The sequence below is a fragment of the Pseudomonas sp. WMBT8 genome, assembly GCF_050916005.1.
GTDB lineage: Bacteria > Pseudomonadota > Gammaproteobacteria > Pseudomonadales > Pseudomonadaceae > Aquipseudomonas.
Map to the genome: position 1 here is coordinate 4,126,962 of NZ_CP188096.1, position 17,899 is coordinate 4,144,860.

Consider the following 17,899-nt stretch of genomic DNA (forward strand, 5'->3'; position numbering starts at 1 on the left):
TACGTTGCCCAAAGAACCTGACTAGTTGGACGGGCGAGAGTTGTATCCCGTTTCAATCAGTTCTTTGAGAATCAACGGCCCCAAGGCTTTTTCGGAGAAAAACACCGACGCCATGGATGTCAAATGACCATAGTCGAACGTTACCAATCCGGTTTTCCGATCATCTCCCAAGTAGGTGAGACAACCGTCCTGATCACAAAACACATTGATCGCTGAAAGATATTCGAAGCCGCCGGCACCATCCGCGTATCGCTGCGTCAACAGCCTATCAGTCTCAAGTGTTACAGACAGAAGATTGCTGGATATTCGCCGTGGAGTTTGGGACCAATACTTCCTGACGACCAGTTGATAAAGGTTTTGATCAAAGCGCGGCACTGGCCCAACGACTATGACTTTTTTGACTCCGGACTCTGTTGCAACGTGTGCAAGCTCTTTGAGGTTATTGACCGAATCATGCCCCTCAAGTTGCGCGATAACCAACACATCCGGCTTTTCCTTGCGCATTACTTCCACTGCAAACTCGTTTGATCGATCGCAATACGCGCGTCCACCTGTAGCGCGCCCAGGCAGATTTGCCTCACACCCCGAACTGGCCACCTGAAGAAGCGAAATATCTCCAGGCAATGCTTGCCTCAGGCCATAGGAAAACTGTTGGGCATGGGAGTCTCCCCAGATCATTACTTTAGTATTGCTGACAGGGGTATAGCAGCTCGCATCAATCTGTTGGCGTGGCGTCATCGTCGAATTACCCGCTCGATAACTGTCGGCGTCAAAGAAGTCGCATTCGAACCTGTATTTTTCAAACATTCCGTGGGTGGTGGAATATGCCCAGCCGGGTAAGGAATTGTCAAAATATTGAGCATAACCTTCCCGCTCCTTGAGCGAGGATGGCAACCCAAAACGGTCAGCAAAGCCGTTTTTTACAAAAGTAGCGCCTCCGAGTATGGCAAGTGCCCCACCAATGGCAAGTAGCACCGGAGCCTTGGGAAATTTTGGGTTGATCTTCCGCAGCGGTAACTCGAGGAACCTGTAAGTCACATAAGCCAGCAAAACACTAACGCCTACCGCAAACATGCCGGAAAGAAGATTTAATTCATCCCCTCCTATGATCCGGATGAAGGTAATGACAGGCCAATGCCACAGGTAGAGCGGGTAGCTGATCAGTCCAATCCAGACCAAAGGCTTACTGGCAAGGAGCCGGTTGTTCAACCACGCCTGTGGACCTGCGAGGATCATCATCACGGCGCCGCAGACCGGCATCAACGCCCAAAAGCCGGGAAACGCCTTGTATTTATCAATCAGGACAACCGAGGCGAACAAAAAGGCCAGTCCCAATACAGAGAGAAGATTATTAATGCGCAATGAAACTTTCGCGGCTACCGACGCCGACTTGCCGAACACCGAAAAGTACGCGAGCAAACTACCCGACAGGATTTCCCAGAACCTATATTGCGGCATGTAGAACGCTGCGGATGGATTCACCGACAGTTTGTAAAGGCCAGCGCCGAATGAAATCACCGCCATGCCTATCAAGAGCGGTAGTACTAGGGCTCGCCGCCGCCAAAGCACCCAGCCAGCCAGGGGAAACAGAATATAAAACTGCTCCTCGACGCCCAATGACCAGAGGTGAAGCAGGATTTTCAGTTCTGAGGATGTATCGAAATAGCCTGATTCTTTATACAGGACCAGGTTTTGTATAAACCCGATTCCACCCAGGACATGCTTGCCCAGGAACTTGAACTCCGCCGCCATTAGCGCAAACCAACCTACCGCGTAACAGGCGAGCAGAACGATGATCAGCGCAGGAAAAATACGATTGACCCGGCGCTTGTAAAAATCAAGAAAACTAAAGTTACCCGCATCAAGGCCTTTAAAGATAATGCTTGAAATCAAATAACCGGAGATAACGAAAAAAATGTCGACACCAATAAATCCGCCACGCATATAGGCCGGAAAGGCGTGATACAAAACAACTGAAATGATCGCGAATGCACGTAACCCATCTATATCGGGCCGGTAGCTCAAATGGGATGCCAATGAGTCGGTTTTTTTCACTTCCTCATTGTGTCCTTGGATCATTGCCCTGCCACCCATCTAACCGAACTCCCGAGATAACCACTGTAAATGCCGCATTGATTCACTTGCCCCACTTCACGCCAGCGGCGCTACTCTCTCTGCCCTGCACTATATTTGACAGCCAGGAATACTAGGGGAAGATACGCAATAACTGTCCCCACCCCTGCATCCAGCCCAAAAAGCGCCACCGCCAATGCCAACGGCAACAGCCAAACTACATTGATAAAGGCAACCGCAAGTGTGACGGGCAGATGGCGGCCATATTGGCGGCTGGCAAATTGGTAGGCATGGCTGCGATGGGCCTCATAGACTTTATCGCCCCGGGCAAGCCGTCGGATGAGAGTAAAGGTCGCATCCACGATAAAGACACCCAGCATGATCAGCCAAGCGAAGAAAAACTCACTGCCGGCCCAGGCAGCCTGAACAGAAAGACCTCCCAGAATGATCCCCAGAAACCCACTACCTGCGTCGCCCATGAAAATACGGGCCGGCGGGAAATTCCAATACAGGAAGCCAGCCACAGACACACTCAACAACAAGGGTGCCCACATCATCGACGGCTGCCCGCTCAAAAAGTAAATCAGCGTCAGCGCAAGACAGGCACAGATAGCCTGCAGACTGGCAAGACCGTCAATACCGTCCATGAAGTTGTAGAGATTCAGCATCCAGACCAGGTAAAACACGGCCAGGACATGGCCTACCCAACCAAGATCGAACGTAACGCCAAAAGCTGAAATTGCCGGTAGTCCCTGCATCCAGGACAACATCCAGATCGCGGCGGCAAAATGCCCCAACAAGCGCCAACGAGCGGCGATATGACCATGATCGTCCATAAAGCCGATGATTGCGATCAACAACCCTGCACCTAGCAGAGCAGCACTCTCAGCAACCGTTATCAACTGGGCACCCGCCAGCAACACGAGTGCAAAGGCAAACGTCAGTACAATCGCCACTCCCCCACCGCGAGGGGTGGGGACCGTGTGCGAACTGCGGGCATTGGGAATATCAATGATGCTGCGGCGCAACGCGTATTGACGCAAGAGCGCCGTTAGCGCCAGGGAAACCAAGGCGACAATGGGAAAGATGTACCAGTACTTCATTCAGTTCGCTCGCTGACATAGTGTTGCGCAGTAACAGCAAGACCTTGCTCGAGTGTAAGTGGCGGCTGCCAACCCAACACCTGGCGCGCCTTGGTGACATCGACTTGCAGCGAGCCGCAAAGACGTTGGGACAGCGCTTTTTTGCCTAACAAAGTCGCCCCCCAGACCAGTACCCACTGTGGAACCGGTATCAACCTGGCTGGGGCGCCCAGGGCTTTTGCAAGTTTACGTAGCAGCGCACTAGTCGACACGTCATCCCCGTCGCTCGCCAAGAAGGTCTCATTGGACGCAGCCGGGTGAGTCGTACAGGTCAAGATCAGGCTCACGAGATTGTCCAGCGCAACGAGGCTTCTTTGGTTGCGTATGGCACCAAATGGCAGAGGAACGCGCTTCACGAGCCATTTCATCATGCTTTCAAAGTTGGCTTTGACTCCCGGTCCATACACAAGTACCGGTCGGATTATCACCACTTCAAGCCCGGTCTCAAGCGCAAGAGCTTTCAACGCCTCCTCCGCCTCCATCTTGGAAACACCATAAGGATCAACGGGCGCCGACGGGTCTGTTTCGCGAAAAGGTCGGCCCGGGGCGGTTTGCTCGCCGTTGACTTTCACCGAACTGACGAACACAAAGCGCCTGGCTCCTGCGGACGCTGCGCTACGGGCCAACGCAAGGGTATGCCCGACATTGACCCGCCGAAACGCCGCAAGAGGATCCGTTTCGGTGTCGTTCATGACGTGAACGCGTGAAGCGAGATGAACAACAACATCTACGCCCTGCAAAGCTGGGTGCTCTGGTGACACAGCCGAGAAATCGGCAAGTACGACGTACTCGACATCAGAAGCAGAAGCATCCGGCAAACGACGGACAAGGGCACGCACCTGATAATCAGTGCTCCCCTGCAATTTTTGAATCAGATGACTGCCGACAAAACCGCTGCTGCCGGTGACCAATAACTGGGTTTTCATTTCTTTTGCCTCAAAACCGCCAACACCAGACACAAACCAGCGAATACCAACTTATCCCGTGGGCGTCTGCGGCACTTCGCGGCACTGGTCGCCAAGCGCAGCAGGTCCAGGCGCCCCAGCCCGATCCAGCGCCGGACAAAAGGTTCGTCAGCCATACCGACCATGCCGGCGATCAGTGCAGCCTGATTCAGCCACCAACCATCTAGCACTTGGGAAAGGCGTTTCTTGAACGCCTTTGAGCCGCTATTCACCCCGACCTGGTTACCACCATGCTGGCGATAGCGCATATAAGGCCGGCTATCGATCACCCACTTGAATCCGTGTGAACGGCTATAGGCATAACAATACCAATCATGCAGCGTCACACCCTGTACTTGTACAAAACGACTGTTGATATGCTGTTGAAGCTCAACAAACAGACGCTGGGAAAAGACGTAAGTGCACCCAGGGCCGGCAGCCTCGAACAAATGATCGTACGCAACCTGAGGCTGCGATTTGACAATGGTCGACTCACGACCATCAGGCCAGAATGCCGTTACATTGCCGGAGTAGCCGTCAGCCCCTGTATCGTTCATGTGCTGCGTGGCGCTGACAAGTTTGTCTGGCAGCCAGATATCGTCCTGGTCGGCGAATGAAAAATAATCAAAGTCTTCAGTGGGTGCTTCATTGACCAGGCGGAAAAAGTTTCGTGCCGCACCACCAAATTTTTCACCGTGGGCCAGGGATTTGACCCTTGAGTCTCTCTGGCACAGTTGATCGACCCATTCTTCGGTACCGTCGTTGGAGCTGTCCACACTGATCAGAATCGAGACGGATACACCCACTTGCCCCAAGATCGAGTCAACTTGTTCGGCCATCCAACGCATACCGTTGTAGGCAGCGAGCAGAACCAGAATACGTGGCTGCATCAGAATCCACCCTCAGTACTTGATCCAAAAACAATCCTTGAAAAATTACGTCCTGAAAATAGCATTCAACGCACCCCGCCCAACTTTTTCCGCCAGCCATGGCTTACGCCGCGAATCATCATTCTCAGCGATTTGAGCTTATTGTCGTCAATCAGCAGATTAACGAAAAAACGCAGTACCAATGCAGACAGCAGACGTTTTTTCCAACAGGTCGGCGTATGGCGCATACGGCAAACAGCGACGGTATTACGAAAGAAAAAATAACGGCGCACGGGGGAGTATCTAAAAAAACTCAAGCCAAAAATCTTGACGGGAGGAGCATCAGACAATGCATGGCCCATTTCCACATTCAAGCAACCATACAACGTATAACCCTGGTCACGGACCCGAAAGCACCACTCCGTATCCGTAAAGTCGACGAACATACCTTCGTCATAGCGAATACCTTCGATCCACGCCCGAGTGCTGATGAACATCCCCGAGGTAATGAGCGCATCCGCTTTTACCAAGCCGTGCTCATCATCAGAGCTGAAAATCGGCTTGATTGCGCCGTCGATTGAACTGTAAAAAGGGAAATTGATTTTCTTTCCATCACGACGGTCAAAAAACGCCGGGCTAACAGCAATACAACTGGCGTCCTTTGCCTTGGCGCTCATCATCGCCTGATACAACCGCGCAATCAGATCGGGTTCAGCATGACTGTCCTGGTCGAACGTCACGACGTATTGCATACCCGCTTCAATCGCCATGGCAAAGCCAGTATTGAGCGCGGTGCCCAACCCCTGGTTGCCATTGAGCGAGACATAGTTAACCCGCGCACGCACTTCAGGCTCCTGCGCCAGAAACGATTCGCTCCCGCCGTTATCGACCAACACCAGAAACTCAACCTGAGCTGCCAGGGACGTCAGCAGTTCATCAAGTATCTTAATATCGGGATTATAACCGACGACTATTGCTGCAACAGTATTCAACTTACCTCCTGACCTCGGCATGCAACGCCGAAGGTTCTTGATTTTTTATCACGACAGACCAGTACCACAATATCACTAAGAACCCGAAGGAATTGAAAAGAACGGGATTGCTTAATGACATCAACAGGTACATGAATATTATTAAGCGACTGGAAGAAACTTGCACACTCGCGACGTACTTTCGATTAGGAAAAAGCAATATACTAAACAACAATAGCGACAACGGAAGCCCGACATATCTAACAGAGTCCATCCAGGTAATTTCAGTTTGAGCAGCCAGCTCACCATATCCTTCGGTATAATAGTATGACCCCAAACCATTACCGAAGATCAGCATCTTCCAATCCGCCAAATTCAAAAATGATATAATATGACCAATTTTTATGTTATTTGACTGCTCATCCGAGCTAAACATACTGGTTTCTGTCAACAAGTAGCCCACGCCCAGTATAATTACCGGCACCAGGACACATAGCATCAACAGTCGTGCAGACCAATTCTTGTTGTAGAAATACAGCACCAACATGGAAACCGCGGCCATTACGATCAACCCCCTAGAGGCGGACCAGATAATAGCCGTTAAAATAACAGCCACGAAAAACAATGACCAAAAACGTTTAACTTGCAGAAAGTCAAGAAAAAATAGCGACAGCGGTAGTAATAGAAACGGCGAAGAACGATGATGTAGCATAAACATATCCAACCCGCCAAAATTACGTAGACCGTAATATCCAAGCTCGTTAGCATTATAAAAATCGAGCAGTGTCACCGCCAGAAATGACCCTGGCTCGACCATCAATATAAAAGAAAACATACACATGATAAGCGCGAAGATAGCACCTACAGATTTGACAATTGACCCCATATCCACCCTGAATTCAGCGATGGAATAGATCAGAAAAAGCGACACCGCGCCCAATAGCATTTGCCGGGAAAAATCGGTGTCTGTGTCACCTACCAACCCGAGAAGAAAACCATATAAAAAAATCGAAACCACAATAATCGGCGCAATCGTTCTCAGTGGCCGAGTCAACAAAACATAAACCGCCATCAAAAAAAGCGGTATGAAAAACAATTTATTCAGTACAAAGATCGGCACCAGCACGGTTGACAGACAATAAAAGAACAAAAGCCAACTTACAATCCGACTAGTCATTGAAAACCCACGCTCGATCAACGAAAACAATATTCATCGAAACTTCCTCGCCAAGATCATCTTCGCCAACAGCTTTAATTTTTTCCCCATAGATAGCGCAGCGAACAAGCGGCATGCCAGTTTCCGCTCAAGTCTGGACAGCAATAAAAAAGTATCCAAGGCGATATCCACGTTTAAAGAGCCTTTTTGCTCCTCAAAAAAAGCAGTATCTCCTGCCCAATTACCGTCTGAATCCAGTGGGTTCGCGCAAAGCTGCCCATCGTACAGGCACTTCAGATAGCGCTCCTTTACCGAGTCGTACGCATTAACTTTCTCAATAGCAAAAAAAGTTTCCTTGTCGAATCTGTAGTCTGCTATAGATTCCATAACAGCGTTGATATCGGCTCGCTTGAGCCTGTCCGCCGGGGAGTAGCCCTGGACCGGGGAGATCAGCCCGACACACCGCTGCCCTTTGACGAATTGCTCTGCGAAAGCAGTCCCGCCTGGCAGAGGGTGGCTATCAACGTAAAAGTCCGCCTTAGCGACCAACTTACTGTACTCCTGAAAATCAAGGTGTGCCCTGATACTCAGCCTGGAGCCATATCGAAGTTTTAATGGCCACCACCAGAACGCTTTTTTAACGTTACTACCAATAACCATGAATGTGGAAGCGGGGTAATCATCAAGAATACGTGCTACTAACTTGAAAATACTAAAGCCTTTGCGGGGCTTGTACTTGATATCTGAGCCTGCAGAAATGAAAAGCAACGCAGCCTGCGTGGTTGGTTTGAAATCACCAGCCATCTGCGCACGTGGCATGTTCAGCGGGATACCCAGGAAGCTCTTACGCCCCTGAATACACTTCGTTAAATCAAAACGGCGGCCGTGGCCGCTGAGCTCAAAGTAATAGTCCGCGACCGAACTCCCATAGGAGAAAACGTGGTCCGCATGATTGACAAAAAACACTTCAAGCCCGGAAAGGCGTTTTGCTACTCCACACGCGATGACTACCAGGATATCGTCAGGATGGATATGCAGGACGGCCTTTTTATAGCCCGACAATAGACCAACCATCTCCGCCAGCGCATCGACAGGACACGAAGCACTAACGACTCTGGTTTTATCAAAAAATCTACAAACCTGGGCCTTGGCATCTGGTGCAGCCTGGCGTGAGATCAACAGATCGGCAGGTTCGGCATGCATGGAGGCAAGCTTTTCCATCAACCTCGTATGCCCACCGGTCATGAAGGGCTCGCTCACAACATGCAAAACCTCCCCACACTCATTTAGCGCCGCCACAGAACCTGTATCCGCCATCGAAAGACAGCGCTCAATGAGGTCCGCTTCGATAAGCGGCGCATCGTGAATCCCTACATCCGCAAACCAGAGAAGGTTGCCGTAGGCACACGCCAGTGCGAGCGCCTGATTCAGGTCAGCCGTCTCGCAAATGGCAATTTCAAAATCCTTAAGTAGTTTTTTCAAGCGTGATGTTCCAGCTTCTTATGAAAATAATCATCAAGCCTTAGATACACAAAAACATACATAACCAGACTGTAAACCGCATAATTTACCGCATAAGCCCAAGTAGCAGCTTCGACCCCCCACCATTGCGTGAACGCCATGGTCAGTAAATACAAGGAAACACAAAATATGATTTCAGTAGTGATAAAGACCTTGACCATAGCCCGACTGAGCATGACATACGCCATTATCCAGCTAAATATTTTGAGGCAGTCGCCCACTACTTGCCCGGCAAAAAACATCCTGACCGGGTAGAAATCGGCGGTAAAGAGCAAAGCTACGACAAAGTCCCGAAGCACGTACATTGCAGCGGCTGCTAACAGGGCAACAGGGAAAATCAGTTTATAACCCTGTAGAATTTCTGTTTTTACTTCAGTTGCCGTTTTTAACTCAGAAAGCTTGGGTAGGTAATAGACGCTCAATGTTGTCGTAACCAATAGAAGATACGCCGCGCTCAAACGCCACATAGCCTCCCAATAGCCAGCCATCTCCCACCCGTAAACTGTTCCTATATGATTCCTGACCAGCATCTGGGCCAACGGCGCACATGCAGCAGAAACAACTGCCATCAAGAAAAAAGCGAATAACTTTTTCGCAATCTGCTTATCCGGGCGCCCGAACAGGAAGGAAAGCTTAAACCAATGCGTTCGCAGGCATAACAATAATGTTACGACAAAACTGATAGATTGATAAACTACCAGCGCTACCAGCGCTCCATACAGACCAAAACTGGTTGCCAAGTAAAACGTCACACCAAATGACAAGAAACTACCAGCGATGTTAGCCACGATATATAGTACGATTTCCTTTCGACCGTTCAATATCGCTAACAACAATATGTTCAACGAGAAAAATACAACGACCGCGGAAAACCAAAGAAAAACACCGCCCAGGGCGGTATCCTTCAGAAATAGCGAGGCAAGCTCTTTATTAAATAAAGCGACAAGTAATGCAACGACCAGACTTCCCAGAATCGCTACAAACCCTGCCGTTCGCCATAACTTTATCTGCTGCTCAGGCTGCTCATGATATTCCGCAGTGTATTTGACTACGCCATTGGTAATCGCGCCACCCGTAAATATCGTGATTACCTGCAACGCATTCTGAAACTGCCCTATCGCGGCATATCCTGCAGGCCCGACATAGATCGCCAGCACTTTATTAAGACCCAGCAAGGTAAGCATTTTAATGGCAACTGCAATGCCATTTAACAGGCTGGTCCGAACAAGATTCATACAGCATCCGGTCTAAAGCTATTGCAGGCTTCTATTACAACGCGGGCCTCCTCTACAGACAGCGTAGGCCCTAATGGCAAGCTCAGAATCTGCTCATGTATCTGTGTCGAGACCGGGAGCTCTTGACCCTTCAGTTCAGCATACGCCTGCTGGAGATGAGGCGGGATCGGATAATGGATAAGCGTCTGGATGCCTTTGGCCAAAAGGTGGGCTTGAAGACTATCCCGCTGAGCACAGAGTACGGTGTAGACATGCCATACATGGCATTCGTTAGTTGATGCTTTGAATACAGCATCTACGGGTAACGTGATCGCAGGGTTGGTGATCGATGTGCTATATAGTTCAGCGATCTCGCGACGATAAGTGGTTTGCTTGTCCAAGTGCTTTAACTTTACTGACAAACATGCGGCCTGCATTTCATCAAGCCGGCTATTCACGCCGCGATAGACGTTTTTATATTTTTCATGGGAACCATAGTTCCCCAGCGCACGAACAGTCTTGGCTAAGACTTCATCGTTGGTCGTAACAGCTCCGGCATCACCCAATGCACCGAGATTTTTTCCAGGATAGAAGCTGAATCCGGAAGCGTGCCCCCAGCTACCGGCCTTCTTCCCATCGACCATCGCGCCATGCGCTTGCGCCGAGTCTTCCAGAACCAGTAAGTCATGGGTACGAGCTAGGTCCATGATTCTTGGCATATCAGCCAATCTGCCATAAAGGTGAACCGGTAGAATCATCCTGGTTTTTGGTGTGATCGCAGCTTTTGCATTCTCCGGGCAAATATTAAAAGTCTTCGGATCAGGCTCAACCAATACAGGAACCAATCCGTTTTCCGAAATGGCCAGGATACTGGCGATGTAGGTATTGGAGGGAACGAGAACCTCATCTCCGTCATTGAGGCGGCCCAGCTCTTTCCAAGCACGAATGACCAATACCAGAGCGTCCAGTCCGTTGGCAACGCCAATACAGTGCTGAGCACCGCAATATTGGGCAAACTCATGCTCGAATGTTTGGAGCTCTTTCCCACCGATGTACCAACCGGAATCAACCACACGCGTGCAGGCGGCTACCAACTCATCGCGACAAAGGTCATTTACAGCCTTCAAATCAAGAAACTTTATCATTTACCAAGCACTCGTTTACTTTGACAGAGCCAGAGACAGGGTCCGCTTCAACTATCTTATTAATTAGCCGGTCGTTCTCAACAGAAAATCGGCGTTTTCTCTATATTTCAGGATTGATGAGCCAAGCCCTTGAACACCGAATAATCCCTTATATAGTCACGCTCGTCATAAACGGCACTTGCCAACACCAGCAGTACGCAGTCTGGACTGAAGTGATGCATTTCTCGCCAGATCATACGGTCGATCACAATAGCCTTGTCAGGAGCATCCAGCCAAACCTCCTCTTTGTTCACGCCGTCATCAAGTTTCATCAGGCAGCGCCCAGACACGCACACCGCTACCTGCATCAGTTCCTTGTGCGCGTGAAACCCTCTTGGAACACCCTCTTTTGTTTCAGTGAGGTAATAAACACGTTTAATTTCAAACGGAATATCATTTTCATACTCCAGCGCAACCAGTTGGCCCCGCTCATCACCTTTGGAGGTGATGTCCAGAAATTTGATCAAACTCATGCTTGCTTCTCCGAGAGGCTATCGGATGTCGGAGCCTTGTCATCTTTATCACTAACGTTAAAGCCGCCGGTAGCAGGCCAATTTATCCCAAGCCTTGCGTCACTCCAGTGCAGCGCCCCTTCAGAGTCTTTATCGTAATAATCTGTCGTTTTATACAAAAAGTGCGTGTCATCTTCCAAAGCAACAAAACCGTGGGCAAAACCCTCAGGAATCCATAGCATCAAGTTGTTTTGGGTGTTTAGCTCCACGCCGACCCATTGCAGGTAAGTGCTGGACTCAGGCCGAATATCCACTGCCACATCAAAAGCGGCACCGCGTACCACACGCACCAGCTTGCCTTGGGCATGCGGTGCGCGCTGGAAGTGCAGCCCCCTTAGAACGCCCTTTGCCGAGCAGGAATGATTGTCCTGGACAAATGCTCGCGGAATAGGCAACTCAAGCTCTTTAAGTGCTGTATGAAACCGCTCTTCGTTAAAGCTTTCCATAAACCAGCCGCGATCATCGCCAAAAATTTTTGGCTCAATGATTACAACGTCAGGAATAGCAGTCTGAATCAGTTTCATGCCTTTGAGGCCTCTTCCAGAAGTTTCTGCAAGTACTGGCCATAGCCTGTCTTTTTCAGTTTTTCCGCCTGAGCACCCAGTTGCTCTGGGGTGATCCAACCTTTATGGAATGCAATTTCTTCAAGGCAGGCGACTTTCAACCCCTGGCGGTGCTCAATGGTATGGACGAAATGACTCGCTTCCAGGAGCGACTCATGAGTACCTGTGTCCAACCAGGCAAAACCACGGCCCAGCATCTCGACGGTTAATGACTTGTCATCCAGATAGGCGCGGTTGACGTCAGTGATTTCAAGCTCACCACGCGGCGACGGCTTGATGCTCTTGGCAATGTCCACCACTCGATTGTCGTAGAAGTACAAGCCTGTAACTGCGTAGTTGGACTTCGGTTTCGCCGGTTTTTCTTCGATGCTCAATGCTCGACCAGTGGCATCGAACTCAACAACACCAAAACGCTCAGGATCTGATACGTGATAACCAAAGACTGTCGCACCTGATGCCTGGGACATGGCGGAGCGCAAGTTATCGGAAAAGTGCTGACCGTAGAAAATATTGTCGCCAAGGATCAGGCAGCAAGGATCGTCACCAATAAACTCCTCGCCAATCAGGAAGGCCTGGGCCAAACCGTCCGGACTGGGTTGCTCTGCATAGCTGAGCTGGATGCCGTACTGGCTGCCGTCTCCCAGGAGCTTTTTAAAGCAAGGCAGATCTTCAGGGGTAGAGATGATCAAGATTTCGCGCATGCCAGCCAGCATCAACACCGACAACGGATAAAAAATCATCGGCTTGTCGAAAATAGGCAACATTTGCTTGGATACACCCAGGGTCAGCGGGTGCAAGCGCGTCCCGGAGCCGCCAGCGAGGATGATGCCTTTGCGTTTGATGTCCGTCATATCTTTAGAACTTCCTTAAATATCTGCATTACACCAGGCCAACACGCAGGTTGACGGGTGAAAAATAGCGCGTAGCTTCTCGGTATTGAGCCACAATTTCAATGCCTGCGGCCGGCAATCCAAAATCGCCAATATGAAAATTTAATCTTTTCTGGGCAGAGCCCTCACCTGCTCCAGCCTCCTGCGCAACGCATACAACTGTCTACGCCGGGAAATAACCGCCCAGGCCAGGTTGATCGACTTGCGTGATTATGAGCCATCCGCCGCAGGTCGCCGCCGTTTTTTTACATGAAATAACCCGACAAGCAGGAAGACCGACCCACAAACGCCAGTCACACCGGCCGGCTTCAGGCCTCACACAAGACCTGAAGCCGAGAAACCCTTATCCGGTGCGCTATAGACAACAAGTTGCGAGCTAGTTTCCAAATGAAATCAAATCTCGCACTGGCCGGGGAGCACAGTGCAGATTGCGCTGATACCTATTGCGGCCTGTTCAAACCTGTATCGCTACCCACCATGGTCGGTGAGCCCGGTTGCACGGACAACATTACCGACTGGGGCTGAGGCTGGCGGGTTTTGACGAGATGACGAACTACCGCAATGAAGGCCCCGACAAAGCCACCCAAGACCAGGCCAAGCAGGATAATCAAGGCCTTCTGAGGCTTGACCGGGCGCAAAGGTTCCAGCGCCTGCTTATCGATAGTGACCAGCTTCAGCCGGCTCATATCAATGCTTAAGTTACGCAATCGAGCCACTTCGGCGCGCACCGGCTGAACACCGGCCAGGAATAGATCCTCGTTTTCACGACGATTCAGCACTTCAATCTCGCGGTTTGACTGGAGCAATTGAAGCTCCCTGGCAATCTGCGCGATACGACCCTCAGTAAAATCATCGGACTTACGCTGCATCAACGCAGTGCGTTCAGCCTCGAGCGCCTCGACGCCCATGAAGTACAGAGGGATTTGCTGATTGTTTATTTCGGTACGCATCACACTTGATGAGCCATTACGGTCTGACTCACCCAGAGCGGAAGGCGTGCTGGGTTTTCTGATTCCCAGGGACTTGGCGATTCCGATGGCCTCGTTCAACTGCGCCACTCGGTCAGTGCGCCCAGTCTTCAGCTGTGCTCGCAATGCTTTGAGTTCATCCTGCAACTGCGCACGTCGCAGGCTGTCCGTTTCTCGCAGCGATGCTATCCGCGCCTCTTTATCAACCTCGTAGCTGGAACGGGCGGCATCAATCTTGCCCTTGAGCTCGTTCAACCGGTTTTTTACGATGACGTCCAGATCCGCCGCAATCTGCTCACGCTCCGTTGCAATCGCGTAATCGATGAAGCCATTGAGTATGGCGACGCCATCCACGCCTTTCGGATAACTCATCTCAAGCTTGATATAGGCACTGAGGGAGTTGGCTTTTTTGGGGTCGGGCAGACTGAGTTCGATAGAGTTGCGGTTGAACTCTTCGAAACTCTGCTCCAAGGTCCTGCCAGGCTGCTCAAAGGCCTTGAACAGCTTCTGGTTTGAACGGAAAAACCCCAAGCGGGTATCGTAGGACTCCAGAGATGCGCCCACTCTGACCAGGGCATCACCAGGAGGAAGTGTATAAATCTCTGAGCGATTCAAAGCATCCAGCTCATTGATTGCGGCCGGGCGCAGCACACTGCTGACTTCGTACTGAGGAGGCGTGAGGAACGCATAGATAGCAGCAATCAGCCCGGCACCTGCGGTAGCGGCCATAACTAACTTTTTCTGCTTCCAGATAGCCTGAAAAAGCACAACGAGATCAATCTCGCCGGACGAAGGAATCGGGGGCGCGCGGAAGCTACTACTCACAACAAAAACCTGCCTTCAAAGAGAAACTGCGGGCTCGTTATGCAGACGATCTTGTGGTTTTTTTGTATTTATAAGGGTCGGCCAAAAAGCCCAGCGTCGCTGCCAGGCCCTGGACACACAAAATGACTGGAATCGAGAACAGGTTGCATTTTGCCATCTCGCGATAACATTGCAAGACTTGACATGACTGTAAGGCAATTCCTATTTATTGCAGAGTTTTCAGGGAAAACACGTCAGAGGAGCCCTAAAGCCACTATTTCCTGAGGACAGAGAAGCGTTTAACGCACTCTAGTCGTAGTAGCCAAGCCCCACTGCATAGCTTGAACCCGCAATACAGGCGACAAACGGTCTCCGCTGTCAGACTGACCCTACAACACGGGTTTAGGGTGCCTCTTGCGCCGCATCAGCAGACTCAAGAACGGCCCCACCAACATCCCGACAATCAACGCCAACGTCACAAACACCGAGACCGGCAGTTGTGGTGTAGACCACCCCAAAAACGCCAGGGTGACGTCTTGCTGGTTTTCCAGTACGAAAGCCAGGATCGCCAAGGCAGCGATCAGCACAATCAGTACCAGGGCGACGCGCTTTACACCGCGCATAAACTTCTCCTATCCCCAAAAAAACTCAGACGCTTTCGTCTTCGTCTTCGTTCACTCGATCCCGTAATTCCTTGCCCGGCTTGAAATGGGGCACGAATTTGCCGTCGAGGCTGACGGATTGGCCGGTTTTCGGGTTGCGACCCACGCGCGGGGCGCGGTAGTGCAGCGAGAAGCTACCAAAGCCGCGGATCTCGATTCGATCACCAGTGGCCAGGCACTGGGACATTTGCTCAAGCATGGTCTTGATGGCCAACTCCACATCCTTGGATGAGAGCAGCCCTTGATGGGTGACAATTCGTTCGATCAACTCCGACTTCGTCATATTTTTCCCTTCTTTTTCAAGCAGCTAGGAAAAGCGCTCCGAAGGTTTTAGCATGACCAGATGAATTTGAACAGCCTGTGGCTTGACTTATCTTGCGCAAATTCTGGCGACACTCACCAGACCAAGGATAAGAGCGGGACGAGCCCAGGAAAGCGCAGGAGACGCTTCCCGGAAAAAGCGCTGGAAGTGACTGGATAACAAGATCACCTCCCGCAGACAGCCCCAGGGGCGATCACACCACATCAGCCGCTCTGTCCTACTAAAAAAACCAAATCCCAGGCACAAAAAAGGGCGACCGAGGTCGCCCTTTTTCTATGGTCTAACAGAACTTAGTTCTGTTTTTCCATTTGTGCACGCAACAGGTCGCCCAGAGTGGTCGGACCCGAAGCAATGTCAGAGGTCGCTGGCTTGTCGCGCAGGCTCTGGATTGCTTCTTTCTCTTCGATCTCGTCCTTGGACTTGATGGAGAGTTGGATCACGCGGCTCTTGCGGTCAACGCTGATGATCTTGGCTTCTACTTCCTGGCCTTCTTTCAGAACGTTACGCGCATCTTCAACGCGATCACGGCTGATTTCGGAGGCTTTCAGAGTCGCTTCGATATCGTCACCCAAAGTGATGATGGCGCCTTTAGCGTCAACTTCCTTCACGATGCCTTTAACGATTGCACCCTTGTCGTTCTCTTGAACGTACTCGGAGAACGGATCGCTTTCCAGTTGCTTGATACCCAGGGAGATGCGCTCGCGCTCTGGGTCAACCGACAGGATAACGGTGTCCAGCTCGTCGCCCTTCTTGAAACGACGAACAGCTTCTTCGCCAACTTCGTTCCAGGAGATGTCGGACAGGTGAACCAGGCCGTCGATGCCGCCGTCCAGACCAATGAAGATACCGAAATCGGTGATCGACTTGATGGTGCCGGAGATTTTATCGCCCTTGTTGAACTGGCCAGAGAAATCTTCCCATGGGTTAGATTTGCACTGCTTGATGCCCAGGGAGATACGACGACGCTCTTCGTCGATGTCCAGAACCATAACTTCCACTTCGTCGCCGACTTGTACGACTTTCGAAGGGTGGATGTTCTTGTTGGTCCAGTCCATTTCGGAAACGTGTACCAGGCCTTCCACGCCTTCTTCCAGCTCTGCGAAGCAGCCATAGTCGGTCAGGTTGGTAACACGCGCGGTAACGCGAGTGCTTTCTGGGTAACGGGCTTTGATAGCAACCCATGGATCTTCACCCAGTTGCTTCAGGCCCAGGGAAACACGGTTGCGCTCGCGATCGTATTTCAGAACCTTGACATCGATCTCGTCGCCAACGTTGACGATTTCGGAAGGATGCTTGATACGCTTCCAAGCCATGTCGGTAATGTGCAGCAGGCCATCGACGCCACCCAGATCGACGAATGCGCCGTAATCGGTGAGGTTCTTGACGATACCTTTGACTTGTTGGCCTTCCTGCAGGGATTCCAGCAGAGCTTCACGCTCGGCGGAGTTCTCTGCTTCCAGGACGCTGCGACGGGAAACGACAACGTTGTTGCGCTTCTGGTCGAGCTTGATGACCTTGAATTCGAGCTCTTTGCCTTCCAGGTGCGTAGTGTCGCGCACTGGACGAACGTCGACCAAAGAACCTGGCAGGAACGCACGGATGCCGTTAACGTCGACAGTGAAGCCGCCTTTAACCTTACCGTTGATAACGCCCTTGACCACTTCTTCAGCTGCGAAGGCTGCTTCCAGAACAATCCAGCATTCAGCGCGCTTGGCTTTTTCACGGGAGAGCTTGGTTTCACCGAAGCCGTCTTCAACCGAGTCCAGAGCAACGTGAACTTCGTCACCGACATTGATAGTCAGGTCGCCAGCGTCGTTGTAGAACTGCTCAAGCGGGATGAGTGCTTCAGACTTCAGACCAGCGTGAACGGTTACCCAGCGAGCTTGGTAATCGATATCAACGATAACACCGGTGATGATGGAGCCAGCCTGAAGGTTCAGGGTTTTTAGGCTTTCTTCAAAGAGTTCCGCAAAGCTTTCGCTCATTTTAATTCCTGTTGATAAGGGCGAAGAATACGCCCATCTGCCACACCCCAGACGGTGTGGGTTACGTTCATATAAGAGAAGAAGCGCAGGTCTAGGACTGGTCCCCTGCACTTCCTCTG

16 protein-coding genes are annotated in these 17,899 nt (G+C 51.0%); all 16 read right to left on the bottom strand.

Features of this window, described 5'->3' with window-relative positions; genetic code table 11:
* Window positions 1-21 precede the first annotated feature (21 nt).
* On the bottom strand, window positions 22-2,079 hold the full coding sequence (locus tag ACO77H_RS18560) for an acyltransferase family protein (RefSeq protein WP_170057045.1): 2,058 nt from the start codon (window positions 2,077-2,079) through the stop codon (window positions 22-24).
* Between the two features lie 86 nt (window positions 2,080-2,165).
* Entirely contained in the window at window positions 2,166-3,176 is a 1,011-nt protein-coding gene (locus ACO77H_RS18565) for an MraY family glycosyltransferase (RefSeq protein ID WP_432754419.1), read from the bottom strand.
* Window positions 3,173-4,141, bottom strand: coding sequence for a UDP-glucose 4-epimerase family protein (locus ACO77H_RS18570; RefSeq protein WP_432754420.1), 969 nt, complete (start codon window positions 4,139-4,141; stop codon window positions 3,173-3,175). The genes ACO77H_RS18565 and ACO77H_RS18570 overlap by 4 nt, the downstream gene beginning before the upstream one ends.
* On the bottom strand, window positions 4,138-5,049 hold the full coding sequence (locus ACO77H_RS18575) for a glycosyltransferase (RefSeq protein WP_170042790.1): 912 nt from the start codon (window positions 5,047-5,049) through the stop codon (window positions 4,138-4,140). The genes ACO77H_RS18570 and ACO77H_RS18575 overlap by 4 nt, the downstream gene beginning before the upstream one ends.
* 65 nt (window positions 5,050-5,114) lie before the next feature.
* Window positions 5,115-6,020, bottom strand: coding sequence for a glycosyltransferase family 2 protein (locus tag ACO77H_RS18580; protein ID WP_432754421.1), 906 nt, complete (start codon window positions 6,018-6,020; stop codon window positions 5,115-5,117).
* Window position 6,021: 1 nt separating this feature from the next.
* The gene (locus ACO77H_RS18585) at window positions 6,022-7,176 is read right to left on the bottom strand and encodes a hypothetical protein (protein ID WP_432754422.1); all 1,155 of its coding nucleotides are present in this window, start codon (window positions 7,174-7,176) and stop codon (window positions 6,022-6,024) included.
* A gap of 33 nt (window positions 7,177-7,209) precedes the next feature.
* A complete protein-coding gene (locus tag ACO77H_RS18590; protein WP_170057042.1) occupies window positions 7,210-8,637 on the bottom strand; it encodes a group 1 glycosyl transferase in 1,428 nt (475 codons plus the stop codon).
* Window positions 8,634-9,911 carry an O-antigen translocase gene (locus tag ACO77H_RS18595; RefSeq protein WP_170057041.1) on the bottom strand — a complete coding sequence of 426 codons (1,278 nt, stop codon included), beginning with the start codon at window positions 9,909-9,911 and terminating at the stop codon, window positions 8,634-8,636. The genes ACO77H_RS18590 and ACO77H_RS18595 overlap by 4 nt, the downstream gene beginning before the upstream one ends.
* Window positions 9,908-11,035: a DegT/DnrJ/EryC1/StrS family aminotransferase gene (locus tag ACO77H_RS18600; RefSeq protein WP_170057040.1), complete on the bottom strand. Its 1,128-nt coding sequence runs from the start codon at window positions 11,033-11,035 to the stop codon at window positions 9,908-9,910. The genes ACO77H_RS18595 and ACO77H_RS18600 overlap by 4 nt, the downstream gene beginning before the upstream one ends.
* Before the next feature lie 107 nt (window positions 11,036-11,142).
* Complete coding sequence (locus ACO77H_RS18605) at window positions 11,143-11,547, bottom strand: sugar 3,4-ketoisomerase (protein ID WP_170042784.1); 405 nt, start codon at window positions 11,545-11,547, stop codon at window positions 11,143-11,145.
* A complete protein-coding gene (gene rfbC / locus ACO77H_RS18610; RefSeq protein ID WP_170042783.1) occupies window positions 11,544-12,110 on the bottom strand; it encodes a dTDP-4-dehydrorhamnose 3,5-epimerase in 567 nt (188 codons plus the stop codon). Before rfbC ends, ACO77H_RS18605 begins: the two co-directional genes overlap by 4 nt.
* Window positions 12,107-13,000, bottom strand: coding sequence for a glucose-1-phosphate thymidylyltransferase RfbA (rfbA, locus tag ACO77H_RS18615; protein ID WP_170042782.1), 894 nt, complete (start codon window positions 12,998-13,000; stop codon window positions 12,107-12,109). The genes rfbC and rfbA overlap by 4 nt, the downstream gene beginning before the upstream one ends.
* A gap of 479 nt (window positions 13,001-13,479) precedes the next feature.
* Entirely contained in the window at window positions 13,480-14,832 is a 1,353-nt protein-coding gene (locus ACO77H_RS18620) for a Wzz/FepE/Etk N-terminal domain-containing protein (RefSeq protein ID WP_432754423.1), read from the bottom strand.
* Between the two features lie 368 nt (window positions 14,833-15,200).
* Complete coding sequence (locus ACO77H_RS18625; RefSeq protein ID WP_170042780.1) at window positions 15,201-15,434, bottom strand: lipopolysaccharide assembly protein LapA domain-containing protein; 234 nt, start codon at window positions 15,432-15,434, stop codon at window positions 15,201-15,203.
* A 25-nt stretch (window positions 15,435-15,459) separates the two neighbouring features.
* Entirely contained in the window at window positions 15,460-15,756 is a 297-nt protein-coding gene (gene ihfB / locus ACO77H_RS18630) for an integration host factor subunit beta (protein WP_169952746.1), read from the bottom strand.
* A 329-nt stretch (window positions 15,757-16,085) separates the two neighbouring features.
* On the bottom strand, window positions 16,086-17,780 hold the full coding sequence (gene rpsA / locus ACO77H_RS18635; protein ID WP_029298694.1) for a 30S ribosomal protein S1: 1,695 nt from the start codon (window positions 17,778-17,780) through the stop codon (window positions 16,086-16,088).
* Window positions 17,781-17,899: the final 119 nt, after the last annotated feature.